The sequence below is a fragment of the Pseudomonas sp. WS 5027 genome (genome assembly GCF_012985695.1).
GTDB classification, from domain to species: Bacteria; Pseudomonadota; Gammaproteobacteria; order Pseudomonadales; family Pseudomonadaceae; genus Aquipseudomonas; species Aquipseudomonas hygromyciniae.
The window spans coordinates 125,031-144,365 of the sequence record NZ_JAAQWU010000003.1; the positions used below are offsets into that span (position 1 = coordinate 125,031).

The window sequence follows — 19,335 nt, forward strand, 5'->3', positions numbered from 1 at the left end:
TGCCCATCAATGTTCAAAAATATTCCAACTTGAACCGCACTGCGGCGCTGTGGGGTCCCGCCACCAGCGGCAGTCCATTGCCGACCAGATAGAATCTGTAGTTGAGTGTCATGTCGCCCTCCGCCAACGGTGTCGGCGCCATCCGCTGACCCGGAATACTTTCTTCGCCGGCGGCGTCCACAATGTGCAGGGCGACCCCCTGCGAGTCGCCAAACACCGCAAAGGAGAGCCCTAGCCTGTCGGTGGGGCCGTCAAACGTCACTCGCATATGCTCCCAATCAGGCAGAGTTACCCCCGGGCGCAACGGGTCCGGCCGAGTCAACGAGCAATTGATCAGGCGCAACTGGAAGGGGTGGTCTTCCCCGCGCGTGTTACGTAAAAGCCGGCCAACCGGTTCTGGCTGCATCTCGATGGTCTGGTCGATACTGGCCAGCTCCAACCCGCAGGCTGAGTCGACGACTTGTCCCCCAAGCAGGACAACGCCCTCGCCCTGTGAGGCCTCCTGCGCAAAAACGTAAGGGCAGACCAACATCGTTAGTGAAGAAGCGATAGCGAAACGCACAAATGTTTTCACCTGGATCTCCCGACAGCGTCCCCCGCCACCCGCGGTGGCGGGGGGAAACACTTACTGATAAGCCAAGGTGAAATTGGTGACTGCGCTGAAATCGCCAGGAGTGATGGCGCCCGTGGCGGCACCTTGGACGTAAGCCCCGAACTCCAGCGTGTTATTGCCTGCAGCAATGATCTGCGGAGTTGTAGGAACGCCAAGCTCAACCACGTCACCGCCGTGGGTCATCATGATGCCCACACCGCCGGCGCCACCCACCGTGCCGATCGCCCCTGGAACAACGCTGGAAGGTGCTCCCGTGAAGGTCGTGGTGACGGTATTGTCGGTGAGGTTGGACAAGTCGCAGCCTTCAAGCTCGATCAGCAAACGACGGGCCTCGGACTTGCCGCCTGATTCCAACTGGTGTTTGGCGATCGCACCCAGTCGGATGGTCTGATCGACGGAGTCAGGTTTGATGGAGCAGGCGCCCGAATGTACCGAGCCCAGAAACGTGACCGTTCCATCCGCGGCCTGAGCAACGGACGCAGTCCCCGCCAAAACGCCGACAGCCAAAAGCACAGTTTTCAGTTTAGTTTTCATTCACAATTTCCCACTTATCAAATGTCATAAGGCGTCCTGCAACACGTCAGCGCAGGACTGATTAAACGAACGGTGTGACCCGTGCCATTAAGTCGGTGACCGCCAAGTTGTTTTTCCAACTTATTGCATTGCAATTCGCGACACCGCTCAACACAGGGGAAGTTTGTACATAACGCACAAACAAGAAAGCCGTCCATTTCCCTTAACGAAGTAGCCGTGAGCCACTAACACTCGCAGGAAAAACATGGCAATCTGCCAAAACTTTAAAAAGTGCTGAAGGAATTAGACTACACGCAGATTAATGAGAATATTTTAACCAAGATTATATCTGTAAGAACGAGATTACAGGCACTAAAAAATCACCGCTCCCGTTGAAAAACCCCAACTAAGCAAGCAACTAAAAGTGCGGTTTTGAGATAACTGAACAGCAGATGCGCAAAGGGAGGACAAGCCCCCCCTCTGCATTGATCGAGTACGAACGACCCGAAGCGCGAAACTCAAGTGACTAGCGTGCGACCTCAAACAAACCGGTGGCGCCCATGCCGCCACCCACGCACATGGTGACGACGCCGTAACGCAGGTTACGCCGTTGCAACTCACGCACCAGATGCCCCACTTGCCGCGAACCGGTCATGCCGAACGGGTGACCGATGGAAATCGATCCGCCGTTGACGTTGTATTTGGCGTTGTCGATTTCCAGACGATTGCGCGCGTACAGGCACTGCGAGGCAAACGCTTCGTTGAGTTCCCACAGGTCGATATCCGCCACTTGCAAGCCACGCGCCTTGAGCAGCTTGGGCACTGAGAACACCGGACCGATGCCCATTTCGTCCGGCTCGCAGCCCGCCACGGTGAAGCCACGGAAAAACGCCTTGGGCTTGAGCCCCAGTTCCAGGGCTTTTTCCAGGCTCATCACCAGGGTCATCGAGGCGCCGTCGGACAGTTGCGACGAGTTACCCGCTGTCACCGAGCCGTCCTCGGCGAACACTGGTTTCAAGCCTTGCAAGCTCGCCAGGGTGGTGTCGGGGCGGTTGCAGTCGTCGCGATCGACCACGCCGTCGAGAATCTGCACCGCGCCGGTGTTTTTGTCCTCGACCTTGTACTTGACCGCCATCGGCACGATTTCGTCATTGAACAAACCATCGGCCTGGGCTTGGGCGGTACGTTGCTGGCTTTGCAGGGCGTACAGATCCTGTTCTTCGCGGCTGACGTTGTAGCGGCGCGCGACGATTTCGGCGGTCTGGCCCATGGGAAAGTAAATGCCCGGTACTTGCTCTTTGAGCAGCGGGTTGATCAGGTTGTCGGTGTTGACGCTTTTCATGGTCAGGCTGATGGACTCGACGCCACCGGCGACGATGATGTCGCTGCAGCCCGAGGCGATCTGGTTGGCAGCGATGGCAATCGCCTGCAAGCCCGATGAGCAGAAACGGTTGAGGGTCATGCCCGCCGTCCCAGTGCCCAGTTGCGACAGTACCGCCACGTTACGCCCGATGTTGTAGCCCTGGGCACCCTCATTGGAGCCAGCGCCGACGATGCAATCTTCAACCGTCGCCGGGTCGATGCCGTTGCGGGTGAGCAGCGCGTTGACGCAATGAGCCGCCATGTCATCCGGACGGGTCTGGTTGAACTTGCCGCGAAAGGACTTGGCCAGGCCGGTTCGTACGCTGTCGACGATGACTACTTCACGCATGGGCTACCTCGATCTTGTGGTTGTTGGGCGATGGATCGAGGATAGATCCAGGCCCAGGCAACCGCGATGATCATTCACCCGGCATATACAAAACCATGGCTGGCTGAAGCAGTGGGGCTTTGGGGTGGGGCCGCTTCGCGCCCCGGCGCGGGGCAGGCCTGCTCACCACAAAAAGAAAACTCACCACACACAGCCGGCTCCCCCCAAAAAGCACAGTCACCCCAAAAACGCCTGCTCTCCTCAACCAGCACGGGTGGGGTCGTTTGTTGAGGTGAACAGGCTCTTTGCGGTGAGCCTATACCTGATGGCGAACACAACCTTTTTGTGGTGAGCAGGCTTGCCCTGCGCTGGGCTGCGAAGCGGCCCTAAAACCTACCGACGGGTTCTGCCTGAAGAAACGCGGCGACTGGATTGGGGCCGCTTCGCGCCCCAGCGCAGGGCAAGCCTGCTCACTACAAAAAGCGAACTCACCACACACTGCTGGCTCACCAAAAAAAGTCTGCGCTCCCCAACCAGCACGGCGCGCAAACCACGTAGTTATTTCTTCTTCTTTTTATCGTGCTTGTCGGACTTGGCGAAGGCTTCTTCTAAAGCAAGGTTAATCGTGCGAAGCACCTTGACCCGCGCCCAGCGCTTGTCGTTGGCCTCAACCAGGGTCCAGGGGGCGATCTCGGTGCTGGTGCGGTCCACCATGTCGCCCACCGCTGCCCGGTAGGCATCCCACTTGTCGCGGTTGCGCCAATCGTCTTCGGTGATTTTGAAGCGCTTGAAGGGGATTTCTTCGCGCGCCTGGAAGCGCTCCAACTGGGTGTCCTTGTCGATGGCCAGCCAGAACTTGACCACGATCACCCCGGCGTTGCGCAACTGCTCCTCGAAATCGTTGATCTCGGCATACGCCCGCATCCAGTCCGCCGGGGTGCAGAAGCCTTCGATCCGCTCCACCAGCACCCGCCCATACCAGGAGCGGTCAAACACGGTGAACATCCCCCGCGCCGGGATCTGCCGCCAAAAACGCCACAGGTACGGCTGGGCCCGTTCGTCTTCAGTGGGCGCGGCAATCGGTACGATGCGGTATTGGCGTGGGTCCAGCGCCGCCGCCACCCGGCGGATCGCCCCGCCCTTGCCCGCCGCGTCGTTACCTTCAAATACCGTAACCAGCGCGTGCTTGCGCATGCGTTTGTCGCGCATCAAGCCCGAGAGCCGCGCCTGCTCGGTGATCAGTTGCTCTTCGTAGTCGTCCTTCTCCAGACGCTGGGTCATGTCCAGGCTGTCGAGCAGGCTCCGTTGATCCACCGACGAGGGCAAGGGCGCCGGCTGAATCCCGCTCGCCTTGCCTTTGCGCACCTTCAGGGCATTTTGCAGACCCTCCAGCAGGATCTTGCCCACCGTCAGCCCACGGTAATTGGCATCGACGCCTTCGATCACATGCCAGGGCGCGTAGTCCCGGCTGGTGCGGCGCAGCACGCGCTCACCAAAATGCACGAACTTGTCGTAGGTCTCGGACTGCTGCCAGTCCAGCGGGCTGATGCGCCAGCTGTGCAGCGGATCGTCCTGCAAGGCCTTGAGCCGTGCCTTCATTTGTTTCTTGGACAGATGGAACCAGAACTTGAAGATCAGCGCGCCTTCATCGCAGAGCATCTGTTCCAGGCGTTCGGCCCCGGCGATAGCCTGGTCCAGCCGCGCATCCTTGATCTGCCCATGGACCCGCGCCTGCAACATCTGGCTGTACCAGTTGCCGAAGAACACCCCCATGCGCCCCTTGCCCGGCAATTGCCGCCAATAGCGCCAAGCCGGCGGGCGCGCCAGTTCTTCGTCGGTCTGCTGGTCGAAGGTACGCACTTCGATCAGGCGTGGGTCCATCCATTCGTTGAGCAGCTTGACCGTTTCGCCCTTGCCGGCGCCTTCGACGCCATTGATCAGGACGATCACCGGGAAGCGTCCCTGCTGGTGCAACTCAAACTGAGCCTCCAGCAAGGCTTCACGCAATGCCGGGACTTCTGCGTCGTAAATGTCTTTATCGACGGCGTGACCGATTTCTGCGGATTCGAACATGGGCGACTCCCTTCCAAGATGGATCAAGACTAGCGGATTGGGCTTCACGGCGGGCAAGCAATTCCATAGAGCTTGCCGTGGATCAATCTGCAACCCTGCCGGCTAGTCTTCCGGCAGATGGCAGATGTCCAGGTCCTGATGCTTCATCATCTGCTGGGTCAGGCGCTCCATCACCTCGTTGATCGCCTGTCTGCGCGGCGCGCGCAGGGCTTCCATTTGCGCCAGGTATTCACCGTCGGTGAGGTTCTGGCTGTTCTCGAAAAGCGCCTGCTGCTGTTCATCAAACGGCTCGGCTGCGCGGCTGAATGTCTTGGGAAACTGCTGTTTGAGGTGGGCCTTCCAGAACGACAGCTGGGCAATAAACCGCAAAAACAACGGTGACAGTTCGGCGCTGAGGACTTGCTCATGCGCCTGCTCCAGGTTCTCGCTGGTCAAGTCCGCCAATGACGCGTAGCGCATGTGCTTGGGTTGCCCCGGCAACTGCAGGATCTTCGCCAAGCCGACCCGATACGCCAGGCTGACCTCCAGCGGATCTTCGCTGGCATGTTCGGCGGCGTAAGTGGCCGCAATCTTTTCCAGTTCACTGAGGCGAAACAAACCGCGCCCCAGGGTCAGCAGCACTCCGGAATTGCCTTGCCCTCGACTGGCCTGGCGCGTGGCGTTCGCCACGGCCTTGAGCACTTCGACCTGGCTGAAAATCTCTGTCGCGCCATCGACACAGTTCGCCGGATGGGCCACCAGTTGAAACACCTGCTCGCGCAACTCGACGCTGTCATGGGTCGCCTGCAGGACTTCCCAGACCCGCCGGGTCATGTCCTCGCGCACGTGGCGGCTATCGGCGGCGCCGGAAAGTTGCGCCAACAACGTCATCAGTGGCATCGATTCCGGATCGTCGCGCAGGTTGGCCCAGATCGCCCGCTTGCTGGCATCGGCCGCCGCCACCTCGTCTGGCAGCCAGGTGCGCCTGGCCTTCAGCTCAGTGAAGCGTGACTGATCGTCCTCCACATAGCCCATGCCAATGCCCACTTCATCGCGGTAACGAATCAACGCGGTCATTGTCGTCGAGGACAAGGGGTTGCCCCCCAGATTGATCGCCTGGCTGAACCTGCGTGTCGACGCGAACAACCAGTCGGGCAATACGGTGATCCAGTTGCTGCGCAGGTCGACCTGCTCCAAATGGGCCAGGCGTGCGATCCCGGTGGGCAGGTCCACCAGCTTGGCGTCCTCTAGCAACAGGGTATGCAAGTCGCGCATGTTGCTCACATCCAGATGCGACTCGATGGGGTTGTGGCTCAGGTCCAACAGACACAAGGTGCTCATGTCCGCCAGTTTGCGCCGGGTGTACTCAGTCAGCGCCAACTGATTGTGGGGCAAGCACAGGCTGTTGAGTTCGGGCATGCGCGAGAGGTATTCCGGAAGCCGGGTCAGGCGGTTGCGGTCCAGATTCAGGCGCCGCACGCCCTTGAAGCACTTGAGGAAATACGCCACGTCATCACCCAGGCGCATGTTTTTCAGGGACAGGTGCCGCACATGGTCGAAGCGGATCTCGGCGGGCAGGTTCGGCAAGGCACCCACGCGCATGCCATCCAATACCAACCCCGGCACGGGCACTTGTTGATCATCGAGGACAAAGCTCTGGCGGCGCCAGCAGGCCTCGATCCGCTCGGCCACTTGCTGGCGGCTCTGGCGCACATCAGCCATGCCCGGCTGCGCCTCCAGGTCGCCGACGTTGTTCTTCCAGTGTTTGAGGATCGTGCGCAGGCGCTCCAGGTCAGCCTGCAGGCGGGCAACGGCCTTGGCCTGGGCCAGGGCGTCGGTCCCCAGGCTGCGCAACAACTCTGCGGCCTGGACATCACTGAACAGGGGATAAATTTTCTGCACCTTGCCCACCAGTGGCGAGCGCAGCGCCAAAGGGCTGGTCGGTGAATCCGCCAGGCGGCAGGGAACCTCCAGCGCTTGAGGCTCGCTGGCCTGATCGGAAAAGGCTTCACCCGCCACCCCACGCTCGCTCTGCGCCCGGGCAGCCACCCGGCGGCGCAGTCTCCAGCCGCTTTCGCCAGGATTGAGCGGCAACTCCAGGGCGCTGCGCTGGGTAGCCGAGAGCGTGTGCATGATCGCCTCGAACAGCCCGTCGGTACCGGCCTGGGCCGGCCCCATGCTGACGCCGTGGGCATCGAACGGCGCAAAGCCCGCCGCTGAACTGACCACCACCCGACGCTCGCTCGCACCCGCCCTCGCCCCCAGGGCCAACAGCGGCCCGGTGGGCGAATCCTGGCGCAACTCCAATTGCAGTGCGCTATCCCAGCCTTCGAGGCCCGGCAGCATGCGTACCGCCACGCACTGGGTGTCGAGACCGGCCAACTCCGGCTGCTCGAAACCGGCCAGGGCACGATCCAGGCGCTGTGTCTCAAGGGTCACGCGCGCCGACTCTGCCAGGGCCATGGGCACCCGCTGATTGTCCCGCAGGGCTTGAAGCTCCAAGGAAGACACCTGGGCCATGAGCTCGCGCATCACCCGGGTGGGCAGCTGCGGGTAGGCCTGGCGCAGCGCCGCCCACTCCTCGGGCACCGGCCCGTCGTAGGCCTGATACAGCTGTTCAAACAACGGTCTGCGATCAGCCTTGAGGTGGGCGAGCAATTGACGCGCCAGCGCCCCGTGCTCGTCATTGGCGGCCACCCCCTCACCCAACAGTGCAGCCTTGTGTTGCGTATCCAGGCCAGCCAGCAGCACATCAAATACCCGCCCCTGAGCCACCGCCTGCGCGTCGATGCTCAAGCGCCCTGCGGCACCAAACGGGCCGGCGGCGGGATAACGCGCCGTGACGCTACCCTGGGCATCCAATACCTCGAAATAATGACCCTCGGGCCAACCCGGCAGCAGCGGCAAAGCGTGCATCTGGGTAGCCGCACTTTGCCCATTGAGGTAAGCGCCACGCTCCAAAAGCCAGACCAGATCGCGGATCGACTGCTCCAGCCTGAAACGCTCGTACAGATCACGAAAGCGCGCCGGAAAGGGCAGACACTCGTGCGCCAGGTGATACCCCCAGCGGTGGGGCTTATCGATGATGTCCTTGACCAGCCGCAGCTTGCGCGAGTCCAGCGCAGGGTGGCGACTGCTCGGCTCCAGACGGGAAAACAGATAGTCCTGGTCCTCCCACTCGTCAGGATCCTCGAACGCAAAGCGCCAGGCCCCCTCGCCGTTGTGCAACATCACCGGTCGATAGGCCGCCTGCCGCGTGCGGTGATTGGCCCGCCACACGCCCTGCTGGGGCTCGTAGGTCACCTGATGCAGGTTGTCGCCGACTTTGACGTATGAGCGCGCGCCCACCTGGTAGACGCCTTGCGCGTCGGCAGCCACCTCGTCGATCAGGTGTTGATCGTGGGAATACTGCCCGAGGTCTGGCCGCCACAGGCGTGGCTGCCCGTCGTTGGAGCGCACCGCTTCCAGCGTCTTGAAGTAATCGGCATAGCTTTGTCGGGCGCGCTTGAAGACCTTGCCCACCACCTTGGCCCCCGCGGCGAACAACACCATTGAAGTAATGTCCTGCGCCACGGCAACCAATTGTTTGAGCGCTTCTTCCTGGTCGCCACGGCGCCAATCTTCAATGCCGTCATACACCTCGCCGAGCATCTGCCCCACCGCCACGCTGGTCATCAATAGGCCCAATGCCGGGACCACAAACCCAGCGAGGTTGAGCAGCGTCAGCCCGGCGTCCAGATAGTCCAGCAGGCGCTGTTTGCGCACCTCTTCATCTACATCCGCCACCGGGACCGCCAGGGTCCGCGCGTCGATCTGCAATTTGCCCGCATAGGTGGCGAAAAAGTGCTGCGCCAGGCTGGTGGTGATGGGCCTGGCCTCCAGCACGCCCAGGGTGCGGCGCTGGTCAAAGTGCCGAAAAAAACCGACCCGGTCTATTTCGCCCAAGTAAGCAGTGAAAAACGTGCGGTAGGTGCGCACTTCCAGCTTCAGATCCAGATAGACCTTGAAGTCGTTGAGCGAGGGGTATTCAAAAAAAGGTCGCCCCGGCTCATTGGGCATGTACACCACACAGGGCTCCTGCGGGTAATCGGCAATCGACCGGCCAGAAAACACCACCACGCTCCACAGGCAGCAATCCAGTGCACTCAAGCCCTGCCAGATGACCTGACGGCCTTGAAACAACAGGCCCCTGGCCTGCACCGGGTCCATCTTGCGATCCAGCAGGGTGCATAGCAGGCCATAAGTCTGGTGGGTGATATCGCCGCGCATGCAGGCCATGTGCGCGTCGATTTTCATGTCCAGGGTTTTCATCCAACCGATATCGAGCGCCACGCCATTGAAATAGGCGTCATCGCCGGGCTCACCAACGTTGAGGTTGAACACGTCACTGATGTGCTGCTGATACAAGCGCCCTACATCAAGGTCCCGGCAGCCCTTGGCAAACGCCTGCACTGAGACGGGGCTCACCCCACGCAAGGCTGAGCCCAATTGCAGCCGCGACTGCGGCGCAAAATGCCCGTCTTGTGTTTCCTCCTCGGTAAAGTTCTGCAGGGCCATGTGCAGCAGGGTCTGCTGCTCCAGCTTGGTACTGCGGACATATTCCAGCGGCAGGACGTCTTTCTGGTATTCGTAGAAAGCCCGTACAAACAGGTCCTTCTGCGGCTCGACCGTGACTTGCCAGTGCCTCTGGCAGTAGGCCTTCAACTGCGCACTGCAAAATTCATCCAGTGACCGCAACGGGCGCAAGCGGCCTGCGACTGCGGCCCTGGCCTCGTCAATCTGCGCAGCATCGCGCTCCAGCGCCTCCAACACCCCTTTGGGGGCGTTCAGCATCCAGCCCGGCAGGCGCTTTTGCAGGACCTCGGCCTTGGGCAGGTCGTTGGTGATTTCCAGCAACGCGGCTTGCAACTGGCGCTGGGTCAATTGAGTACATGTCTTGGTCAAATCATCCTGGTCCGGCATGCGCAATGTCCTTTATTGCCCGTTAATCAGCCATTCACCATAACCCGACGCAAGCCATTGAATTTACGCAGATAGTTGATCGATACCGGGGTCACTTCAGGCATTTTTTGCGTGCAAACAGCAGCGGGCTACCACCACAGGCCGGCGTGGATCGGCCGCCGCTCCCGTGATCGGCTAGAATGGCCGCCTTGTCTTTGCCGAGTTGCCCATGAACCCCGTATCGCCAAATGCCCAGCTTGACTGGGACGACCAGGGACGCCCGCGCTCGCGGGTCTTCGACGACGTGTATTTCTCCGATCAGTCGGGCCTGGACGAAACCCGTTATGTGTTCCTTGAACAGAACCATCTGCAACAGCGCTTTGCCGCGCTGCCCGTGGGTGGGCGACTGGTGATCGGCGAGACCGGCTTTGGTACCGGGCTCAATTTCCTGTGTGCCTGGCAGTTGTTTGACCAGCACGCCGCGCCCGGCGCCCGTCTGCACTTTGTCAGTGTGGAGAAGTACCCCCTGAGCCACGCCGACCTGCAGCGGGCCCTGGCTCTATGGCCGGAACTCCAGCCCTGGGCCGAGCAACTGCTGGCGCAATACATTGCCATTCACCAGGGTTTCCAGCGCCTGGTGCTGGACGCGGGCCGCGTGACCCTGACGCTGATGATTGGTGATGCCCTGGAACAACTGCCGCAACTGGACGCGCAGGTCGATGCGTGGTTCCTCGACGGCTTTGCCCCGGCGAAAAACCCCGACATGTGGACCGCCGAGCTGTTCGCCGAACTGGCGCGGCTGGCAGCGCCGGGCTCGACTATCAGCACCTTCACCAGCACCGGCTGGGTACGTCGCCTGCTCAATGGCGCCGGGTTCAAGATGAAACGCACGCCAGGCATCGGCCACAAGTGGGAAATCCTGCGGGGTGAATTCCTCGGTTGGCCGGCTGAAACACCGCCACCCACAGCCATCAAGCCCTGGTTTGCCCGTCCGCCGGCCTACACCGGCGAGCGCCGCGCCCTGGTAATCGGCGGCGGCCTGGCCGGTTGCACCACGGCCGCCAGCCTGGCGGCGCGCGGTTGGCAGGTCAGCCTGCTGGAACGCCACGCCGGCCTGGCGCAAGAAGCCTCGGGCAATCCGCAAGGCGTGCTGTACCTCAAGCTGTCCGCCCACGGCACCGCGCTGTCGCAACTGATTGTCAGTGGTTTCGGGCATACCCGGCGCCTGCTGCAACACCTGCAGCGCGGGGTCGACTGGGACAACTGCGGAGTCCTGCAACTGGCCTTCAACGCCAAGGAAGCCGAGCGCCAGGCGCAGTTGGCGACGGCCTTCGACCCACAGTTGGTGCATCAACTGGATCAACAGCAGGCGCAGGCACGGGCGGGTATCGGCCTTGGATCAGGTGGATTGTTTTACCCCGAAGGCGGCTGGGTCCATCCACCCGCACTCTGTGATTGGCAGGCGCACCAGCCGGGCGTCGAGGTCCTGACCCATCATCATGCGCTGGACCTGCGCAAGGTCGATGACCAGTGGCAGGCCTGGAATGGCCAACAGTTGCTGGCCAGCGCAGCGGTGGTGGTGCTCGCCGGGGCCGCCGAGGTCAAGGCTTTTGCGGCGGGCGCCGAGCTGCCCCTCAAACGCATTCGCGGGCAAATCACCCGCGTGCCACAGACCGACACCAGCCAAACCCTGGCCACGGTGGTGTGCGCCGAAGGCTACGTGGCACCGGCGCGCCAGGGCGAACACACACTGGGGGCCAGCTTCGACTTCAAAAGCTGTGACCTGACCCCCACTGCCGCCGACCATGCGGGCAACCTCGAACTGCTGGAGGCGATCTCGCCCGACCTGGCTGCGCGCCTGCAGGCGTCTACCCTCGACCCGGACAGCCTGCAAGGCCGCGCGGCTTTTCGCTGCACCAGCCCCGATTACCTGCCGATTGTCGGGCCGCTGGCCGACAGCCCGGCATTCGCCGATACCTACGCGGCGCTGCGCAAGGATGCACGCCAGACGCCGGACGTTGCCTGCCCTTGGATGGACGGTTTGTATGTCAACAGCGGCCATGGCTCCCGGGGCCTGATTACCGCACCGCTGAGCGCCGAGCTACTGGCCGCCTGGCTCGACAATGAGCCGTTGCCCTTGCCCCGAAGCGTGGCCGAAGCCTGCCACCCGAATCGTTTTGCCTTACGCACTCTGGTGCGCAGCAATACCCTCAAGCGCGATCATTCAAACTGACGGCAAACCACTGCCGATCAACTCCTGGTATTTCAACGCCTCCTCGCTGAGGCGTTCCGACTCGGCGCGTCGGGGTTTGATCGGGTGTCGGTGTCACCTGCAACGCTCCTTATCGACGCACAGGCCATTTGCCTTATAACGCATTGTTCTAAAACTCCCTTAACACGCACGGGGTCAGTCTCTGGGTACCCGCCGCTTTGGCGCGTGCGCTTTTATCCCTCCCCAACGGAAAAACCGGTAAGGAATTTATGTGCGGATTAGCTGGAGAATTACGTTTCGATGCCCAACCTGCCGACTTGGCAGCCATTGAGCGCATCACCCATCACTTGGCCCCTCGCGGCCCCGACGCGTGGGGTTTCCATGCCCAAGGGCCGATTGCCCTGGGCCATCGGCGCCTGAAAATCATGGACCTGTCGGATGGCTCCGCCCAACCGATGGTCGATGCCCAGTTGGGCCTGTCCCTGGCCTTCAACGGCGCGATCTACAACTTCCCTGAATTGCGCAGCGAACTCGAAGACCTGGGTTACGCGTTCTATTCCGGTGGTGATACCGAAGTGCTGCTCAAGGGCTACCACGCCTGGGGCGAAGCCCTGCTGCCCAAGCTCAACGGCATGTTTGCCTTCGCTATCTGGGAGCGCGACAGCCAGCGCCTGTTCATCGCCCGTGACCGCCTGGGCGTGAAACCCTTGTACCTGTCGCGCACCGGCCAGCGCCTGCGCTTTGCCTCGGCGTTGCCAGCGCTGCTCAAGGGCGGCGATATCAACCCGATCCTCGACCCGGTGGCGCTCAACCACTACCTGAATTTCCATGCCGTGGTGCCCGCGCCGCGCACGTTGCTGGCGGGTATCGAAAAACTGCCGCCCGCCAGTTGGATGCGGATCGACGCCAACGGCACTACCGAACAGAAAACCTGGTGGACCCTGCCCTACGGCCCCCATGAGGATGAAAAGAACCTGACCCTGGAAGACTGGACCGACCGCGTGCTCGACAGCACCCGCGAAGCCGTGGCGATCCGTCAACGGGCCGCGGTGGATGTGGGCGTGCTGCTCTCGGGCGGGGTCGATTCGAGCATGCTCGTGGGCCTGTTGCGGGAAGTGGGCGTGCAGGACCTGTCGACCTTCTCCATCGGTTTTGAAGATGCCGGCGGCGAACGTGGCGATGAGTTCCAGTATTCGGACCTGATCGCCAAACACTACGGCACCCAGCATCACCAATTGCGCATCGCCGAAAGCGAGATCATCGAGCAACTGCCGGCCGCGTTCCGCGCCATGAGCGAACCGATGGTCAGCCATGACTGCATCGCCTTCTACCTGCTGTCCCGGGAAGTGGCCAAGCATTGCAAGGTGGTGCAAAGCGGCCAGGGCGCCGATGAGTTGTTCGCCGGTTACCACTGGTACCCACAGGTGGACGGTGCTAGCGACCCTTACGCCGCCTATCGCGATGCGTTTTTTGATCGCAGCTACGACGACTACGCCGCCACTGTCGCGCCGCAATGGCTGACCGCCAATGACGCCGCCGGCGACTTCGTGCGTGAACATTTCGCACAGCCGGGTGCCGATGCCGCTGTGGATAAGGCCTTGCGTCTGGACAGCACAGTGATGCTGGTGGACGACCCGGTCAAGCGCGTGGACAACATGACCATGGCCTGGGGCCTGGAAGCGCGTACGCCGTTTCTCGACTACCGCCTGGTGGAGTTGTCGGCCCGGGTGCCGGGCAAATTCAAGCTGCCGGACGGCGGCAAGCAAGTGCTCAAGGAGGCCGCGCGCCGGGTCATCCCCAGCGAGGTCATCGACCGCAAGAAAGGCTACTTCCCAGTGCCCGGCCTCAAACACTTGCAGGGCGATACCCTCAATTGGGTACGCGACCTGCTGCTGGACCCGAGCCAGGATCGCGGCCTGCTCAACCCGGCGATGCTCGACCGCCTGCTCACCGATCCCCAAGGCCAACTGACGCCGCTGCGCGGCTCCAAACTGTGGCAATTGGCAGCGCTGAACCTGTGGCTCAGCGAACAAGGAATCTGATTGATGAAACCTCACGCCACGGCCTACAGCCAACGTCTGCTGCGCGGCCAGGCGCCCTCCTACGAGCGCTTGCAAGCGCGTCTGGCCGAAGACGGCAGCGAACCCAGCGCGCAGCCCATAGCATTACATTGCGGCTGGGGCCGGTTGTTGATTGGGCATACCTTCCCTGACCCGGCGAGCCTGGCCCTGGAGTTGCTCAACGAGCAGCCGGGGGAACGGGATATCGCCCTGTATGTGGCCGCGCCCCAGCAGATCCTCGGGATCGATCCGCAACAGTTGTTCCTCGATCCATCCGACACCCTGCGCCTGTGGTTCACCGACTACCGCCCGGCGACCCGGGTGTTTCGTGGCTTTCGCATTCGCCGGGTACAGAGCGAAGCCGATTGGCAGGCCGTCAATCGCCTGTACCAGGGGCGCGGCATGTTGCCGGTGGATGCCGACCTGTTGACTCCGCGCCACCAAGGCGGCCCGGTGTACTGGCTGGCCGAGGACGAAGACAGCGGCGCGGTGATCGGCAGCGTCATGGGCCTCAATCATCAAAAGGCCTTCCACGATCCGGAAAGCGGCAGCAGCCTCTGGTGCCTGGCCGTGGACCCGCAATGCTCGCGGCCGGGGGTCGGCGAAGTGCTGGTGCGCCACCTGATCGAACACTTTATGAGCCGGGGCCTGAGTTACCTGGACCTGTCGGTATTGCATGACAATCGCCAGGCTAAAAGCCTCTACGCCAAGCTCGGTTTTCGTGCCCTCACCACCTTCGCGATCAAGCGCAAGAATGGCATCAACCAACCGCTGTTCCTCGGCCCTGGGCCGCAGGCGGGGTTCAATCCCTATGCGCGGATCATTGTCGAAGAAGCCCACCGACGCGGGATCGACGTGCAGGTAGATGACGCCGATGCCGGGCTGTTTACCCTCAGCCATGGCGGCCGTCGAGTGCGCTGCCGCGAGTCGTTGAGCGACCTGACCAGTGCCATCAGCATGACCCTGTGCCAGGACAAAAGCCTGACCCACAAGACCTTGAGCGCCGCCGGTTTGAAATTGCCATCGCAGCAACTGGCCGCCAGCGCCGACGATAACCTGGAGTTTCTCGACGAACACCAGCGCATCGTGGTCAAGCCGCTGGACGGGGAACAGGGCCAGGGCGTGGCCGTGGACTTGCAGACCATCGAAGAAGTACAACGCGCCATCGAGGCGGCGCGCCAGTTCGACTCGCGGGTATTGCTGGAGAGCTTCCACGAAGGCCTGGACCTGCGCATCCTGGTCATTGGGTTTGAAGTGGTGGCCGCCGCCATCCGCCGCCCGGCCCAGGTGATCGGTGACGGCAAGCACAGCGTCGGCGCGTTGATCGAGGTGCAAAGCCGCCGACGCCAGGCGGCCACCGATGGCGAAAGCCGCATCCCCATGGACGACGAAACCCTGCGCACCTTGAAAGCGGCGGGTTACGACTACGACAGCATCTTGCCTTCCGGTGAGGTGCTGGCGGTGCGCCGTACCGCCAACCTGCACACCGGCGGTTGCCTGGAGGATGTTACGGCGATTCTGCACCCGTCCCTGGCGGACGCTGCCGTACGTGCCGCGCGCGCCCTCGACATTCCCATGGTGGGCCTGGACCTGATGGTGCCGGCCGCCGACCAGCCGGAGTATGTATTTATCGAAGCCAATGAACGCGCAGGATTGGCCAATCATGAACCGCAACCGACTGCGGAGAAATTCGTGGATCTGTTGTTTCCCCATAGTCAGCCCACGGCTTGAGATAGGCGTTGACTGGTCGGGCCTCATCGCGGGCAAGCCCGCGATGAGGCCAGCCCAGGCACCCAATACCCTCAGCCCCCTCATCGAAACCATCGATGCCCTCAACTCATCAGGAGTTTCCATGACCCGAACCATCCCCGAACCGGATCTCAACTACCTGCAGAAAGTGCTGCTGGAAATGCTCGCCATCCCCAGCCCCACCGGGTTTACCGACACCATCGTGCGCTATGTCGCCGAGCGCCTCGAAGAACTGGGCATCCCCTTTGAAATGACCCGTCGCGGGACCATCCGCGCCACCCTCAAGGGCCAGCAAAGCAGCCCCGACCGCGCGGTTTCCGCGCACCTGGACACCATCGGCGCTGCCGTGCGGGCGATCAAGGACAATGGCCGCCTGACCCTGGCGCCCGTGGGCTGCTGGTCTAGCCGCTTTGCCGAAGGCAGCCGCGTGAGCCTGTTCACCGACAATGGCGTGATCCGTGGCAGCGTCCTGCCACTGATGGCTTCCGGGCACGCGTTCAACACCGCCGTGGATGAAATGCCAATCAGTTGGGACCATATCGAACTGCGCCTGGACGCCTACTGCACCACCCGTGCCGATTGCGATTCCTTGGGGATCAGTGTCGGCGATTTCGTGGCCTTCGACCCACTTCCGGAGTTCACCGAGAGCGGCCATATCAGCGCCCGCCACCTGGATGACAAAGCCGGGGTCGCGGCCTTGCTGGCGGCGCTCAAGGCGATCGTCGACAGCGGTGAACCGTTGCTGATCGACTGCCACCCGCTGTTCACCATCACCGAAGAAACCGGCAGCGGCGCGGCGGCGGCATTACCCTGGGATGTCAGCGAATTCGTCGGCATCGACATTGCCCCGGTCGCCCCCGGCCAGCATTCCAGCGAGCATGCCGTGAGCGTAGCGATGCAGGATTCTGGCGGGCCCTATGACTATCATTTGTCCCGTCACCTGCTGCGCCTGGCCGCCGACCATGAGCTGCCGGTACGCCGCGATCTGTTTCGCTATTACTTCAGCGATGCCCATTCTGCGGTGACCGCTGGCCACGATATCCGCACCGCGCTGCTGGCCTTCGGTTGCGATGCGACCCACGGTTACGAGCGCACCCATATCGATAGCCTGGCGGCATTGAGTCGCCTGCTTGGCGCCTACATCCTCAGCCCGCCGGTATTTGCCAGCGATGCCCAGCCAGCCCAGGGTTCCCTGGACCGCTTCAGCCATCAACTGGAGCACGAGACGCAAATGGAGAGCGACACCCGCGTGCCGTCGGTAGACAGCCTGGTCGGGCAGAAAACCTGACGCTGGCAACAATGATCCCGGCGCAGTAGCATCGCCGGGATCAATCATTTGAGGCTTGTATGCTGATTCCCTACGATGCACTTGAAGTCGACACCCTGACCCGCCTCATTGAAGACTTCGTCACCCGCGACGGCACCGATAACGGCGACGACACGCCCCTGGAAACCCGGGTACTGCGTGTACGCCAAGCGTTGACCAAAGGCCAGGCGCTGATTGTTTTCGATCCGGAGAGTGAACAGTGCCAACTGATGCTCAAGCACGATGTGCCCAAGCATCTGTTCGACTAAGGGTTGGGCACAGGCACTGGATGGGTCGCCAGCGGCTGCCCCTGCAGGTTGCGGATCTTTTCGTAGACCTCCGCCCGATGCACATTGACCCCTGCCGGCGCGTCCACACCAAGTTTCACCTGGAAGCTGTTGACCTCCAGGATCCGCAGGGTGATGTGATCGCCGATGGAAATGATTTCGCCTACCGCGCGGCTAAGTACCAGCATGGCGTTTGTCCTTTGAGAGTTACCGGACATCGACCATGCGCCCTCCCCCATGCCCCATCAATGCCTTGCTAGCTAAACAGACCTCCCCTACAAGCCTTGGTTAACTTTACTGACAGACAAATATGGAAAGTGCTGCAACAGAAGACAAAAACTGAACACACCGTTTAACGTGTGGCGAGGGGGCTTGTCCCCCGCTGGGCTACGCAGCAGCCCCAAAATATGCCACCCCGGTGTGTCAGATAAAACTCGGTGAGGCTTATTGGGTTGGGGCTGCTGCGCAGCCCAGCGGGGGACAAGCCCCCTCGCCACAATAAGCGCCTGAGCCACACTTGCCCCTGCGCCCGTTAACTTTTGACCGACTGGGCCTTGGCGCGCATTTTTTCCGACATGCTGGTCATTTCGTCATACAGCAACTGCGGGTTTTTCTGCTTCAGAGCCCAGGCCATCCGCCCCTGTTCGTGGGGCAGGATCATGAATTCACCGGCAGCCACGCGCTGGTAGATGTAATCGGCGATGTCCGCCGCCGTGATCGGCGAGCTTTCCAGCAGCTTGCCGACCTGGGCCTTCATCGCCGGGGTGGGGCCGCGGAACGAGTCCAGCAGGTTGGTCTGGAAGAACGACGGGCAAACCACATGCACCCCGACTTCCTGCTGCTTGAGTTCCACCAGCAGGCTTTCTGAAAGTGCCACCACGCCGGCCTTGGCCACGTTGTAGTTGCTCATGGCCGGGCCTTGCATCAGGGCCGCCATGGAAGCGATGTTGATGATCCGGCCCTTGCTTTTTTCCAGCAGGGGCAGGAAGGCCTTGCAGCCCTTGACCACGCCCATCAGGTTGATCGCGATCTGCCAGTCCCAATCCTCCAGGGACAGTTCGCTGAAGAATCCACCGGAGGCGACCCCTGCGTTGTTGACGATCACATCGATACCGCCCAGCTTGACTTCGCAGGCCTGGGCAAAGGCGGTGAGCTGGCTGTAGTCACGCACATCACAGCGCTGGATAAAGCCATCGCCACCGGCCTTGCGCACCAGCGCGAGGGTTTCCTGCAAACCCGGCTCACTGACATCCGACAAGGCCAGTTGCCAACCTTCGCGGGCCCAGCGCAGAGCGATTTCGCGACCCAGGCCGGATCCGGCGCCAGTGATCATCATGCGATTTTGCATAGGAAGTAGCCTTGTGATTCAGGGAAGAAGTACGCGCCAGTGTAGCGAAGGTTATTCACCGCCCCATGCACCATCAAGTTGCTGAATGCCGCGGGCAAACCAAAGGCCCGGTCGGATGCCTGGGCGCGGGGTAAGTTCAATCTTTTCAAACTAAGCGCGAAGCCAAACAACAATTAAAAAGGAAATAAGCCAGCGGCCAAATCGCTTTAAAAAAACAGGGAATTTTCTGCAAAGTGCAGGAGTCGGATTGATTAAGGCAGCCGCTTTAGATGTGCGGCTCTGGTATTTAACAATCAGGTCTTTGCACAAGACAAATAAGGAAAACAACCTATGAGCCTCATTCTTATCATTGTTCTGATCCTCCTGCTGGTCGGCGGTCTGCCAGTGTTTCCGCACTCACGCAACTGGGGTTATGGGCCATCGGGTATTCTCGGCACGGTGCTGGTGGTGCTGTTGATTCTGTTGTTGCTGGGCAAGATATAACTGCCTTGATTGCATAACTGTAGGAGCGAGCTTGCTCGCGAAGAACTCAGCACCACCGCGGTTATCCAGAACAAACGCGTT

General features: G+C 61.6%; 13 protein-coding genes. 6 read left to right on the forward strand and 7 right to left on the reverse strand.

Annotated features, from left to right (window positions below; genetic code table 11):
• Positions 1 to 13 precede the first annotated feature (13 nt).
• The 5 genes from HBO09_RS05590 to HBO09_RS05610 all read right to left on the reverse strand — a co-directional run bounded on the left by HBO09_RS05590 (position 14) and on the right by HBO09_RS05610 (position 9,830).
• A complete protein-coding gene (locus tag HBO09_RS05590; RefSeq protein WP_169996585.1) occupies positions 14 to 574 on the reverse strand; it encodes a fimbrial protein in 561 nt (186 codons plus the stop codon).
• A gap of 51 nt (positions 575 to 625) precedes the next feature.
• Positions 626 to 1,147: a fimbrial protein gene (locus tag HBO09_RS05595; protein ID WP_032885959.1), complete on the reverse strand. Its 522-nt coding sequence runs from the start codon at positions 1,145 to 1,147 to the stop codon at positions 626 to 628.
• A 505-nt stretch (positions 1,148 to 1,652) separates the two neighbouring features.
• Positions 1,653 to 2,837, reverse strand: a complete 1,185-nt coding sequence (locus tag HBO09_RS05600) for a thiolase family protein (protein ID WP_095185477.1) — start codon at positions 2,835 to 2,837, stop codon at positions 1,653 to 1,655.
• A gap of 537 nt (positions 2,838 to 3,374) precedes the next feature.
• Complete coding sequence (gene pap, locus HBO09_RS05605; RefSeq protein WP_169996583.1) at positions 3,375 to 4,889, reverse strand: polyphosphate:AMP phosphotransferase; 1,515 nt, start codon at positions 4,887 to 4,889, stop codon at positions 3,375 to 3,377.
• 102 nt (positions 4,890 to 4,991) lie between these two features.
• Complete coding sequence (locus tag HBO09_RS05610; RefSeq protein WP_169996581.1) at positions 4,992 to 9,830, reverse strand: NEL-type E3 ubiquitin ligase domain-containing protein; 4,839 nt, start codon at positions 9,828 to 9,830, stop codon at positions 4,992 to 4,994.
• Positions 9,831 to 10,038: 208 nt separating this feature from the next.
• Here HBO09_RS05610 and mnmC point away from each other — a divergent pair, with 208 nt between their 5' ends.
• The 5 genes from mnmC to HBO09_RS05635 all read left to right on the forward strand — a co-directional run bounded on the left by mnmC (position 10,039) and on the right by HBO09_RS05635 (position 17,405).
• A complete protein-coding gene (gene mnmC / locus HBO09_RS05615; protein WP_169996578.1) occupies positions 10,039 to 12,042 on the forward strand; it encodes a bifunctional tRNA (5-methylaminomethyl-2-thiouridine)(34)-methyltransferase MnmD/FAD-dependent 5-carboxymethylaminomethyl-2-thiouridine(34) oxidoreductase MnmC in 2,004 nt (667 codons plus the stop codon).
• A gap of 248 nt (positions 12,043 to 12,290) precedes the next feature.
• Positions 12,291 to 14,063 (forward strand): N-acetylglutaminylglutamine amidotransferase, encoded by a 1,773-nt coding sequence (locus HBO09_RS05620; RefSeq protein ID WP_169996576.1) that lies wholly within the window; start codon positions 12,291 to 12,293, stop codon positions 14,061 to 14,063.
• A 3-nt stretch (positions 14,064 to 14,066) separates the two neighbouring features.
• Complete coding sequence (ngg, locus tag HBO09_RS05625) at positions 14,067 to 15,812, forward strand: N-acetylglutaminylglutamine synthetase (protein ID WP_169996573.1); 1,746 nt, start codon at positions 14,067 to 14,069, stop codon at positions 15,810 to 15,812.
• 121 nt (positions 15,813 to 15,933) lie between these two features.
• Entirely contained in the window at positions 15,934 to 17,118 is a 1,185-nt protein-coding gene (locus HBO09_RS05630) for an osmoprotectant NAGGN system M42 family peptidase (RefSeq protein ID WP_169996571.1), read from the forward strand.
• Positions 17,119 to 17,177: 59 nt separating this feature from the next.
• On the forward strand, positions 17,178 to 17,405 hold the full coding sequence (locus tag HBO09_RS05635; protein ID WP_003192759.1) for a YheU family protein: 228 nt from the start codon (positions 17,178 to 17,180) through the stop codon (positions 17,403 to 17,405).
• On the opposite strand, the gene csrA is transcribed toward HBO09_RS05635, so the two are convergent.
• Both csrA and HBO09_RS05645 read right to left on the reverse strand, forming a co-directional pair.
• The gene (gene csrA / locus HBO09_RS05640) at positions 17,402 to 17,611 is read right to left on the reverse strand and encodes a carbon storage regulator CsrA (protein WP_169996568.1); all 210 of its coding nucleotides are present in this window, start codon (positions 17,609 to 17,611) and stop codon (positions 17,402 to 17,404) included. The two genes, HBO09_RS05635 and csrA, sit on opposite strands and share 4 nt — an antisense overlap.
• A gap of 344 nt (positions 17,612 to 17,955) precedes the next feature.
• Positions 17,956 to 18,771: an SDR family oxidoreductase gene (locus tag HBO09_RS05645; RefSeq protein WP_169996566.1), complete on the reverse strand. Its 816-nt coding sequence runs from the start codon at positions 18,769 to 18,771 to the stop codon at positions 17,956 to 17,958.
• Between the two features lie 330 nt (positions 18,772 to 19,101).
• On the opposite strand from HBO09_RS05645, the gene HBO09_RS05650 reads away from it, so the two are divergent.
• Positions 19,102 to 19,254 carry a DUF3309 family protein gene (locus tag HBO09_RS05650; RefSeq protein WP_032863216.1) on the forward strand — a complete coding sequence of 51 codons (153 nt, stop codon included), beginning with the start codon at positions 19,102 to 19,104 and terminating at the stop codon, positions 19,252 to 19,254.
• The last annotated feature ends 81 nt before the right edge of the window (positions 19,255 to 19,335 follow it).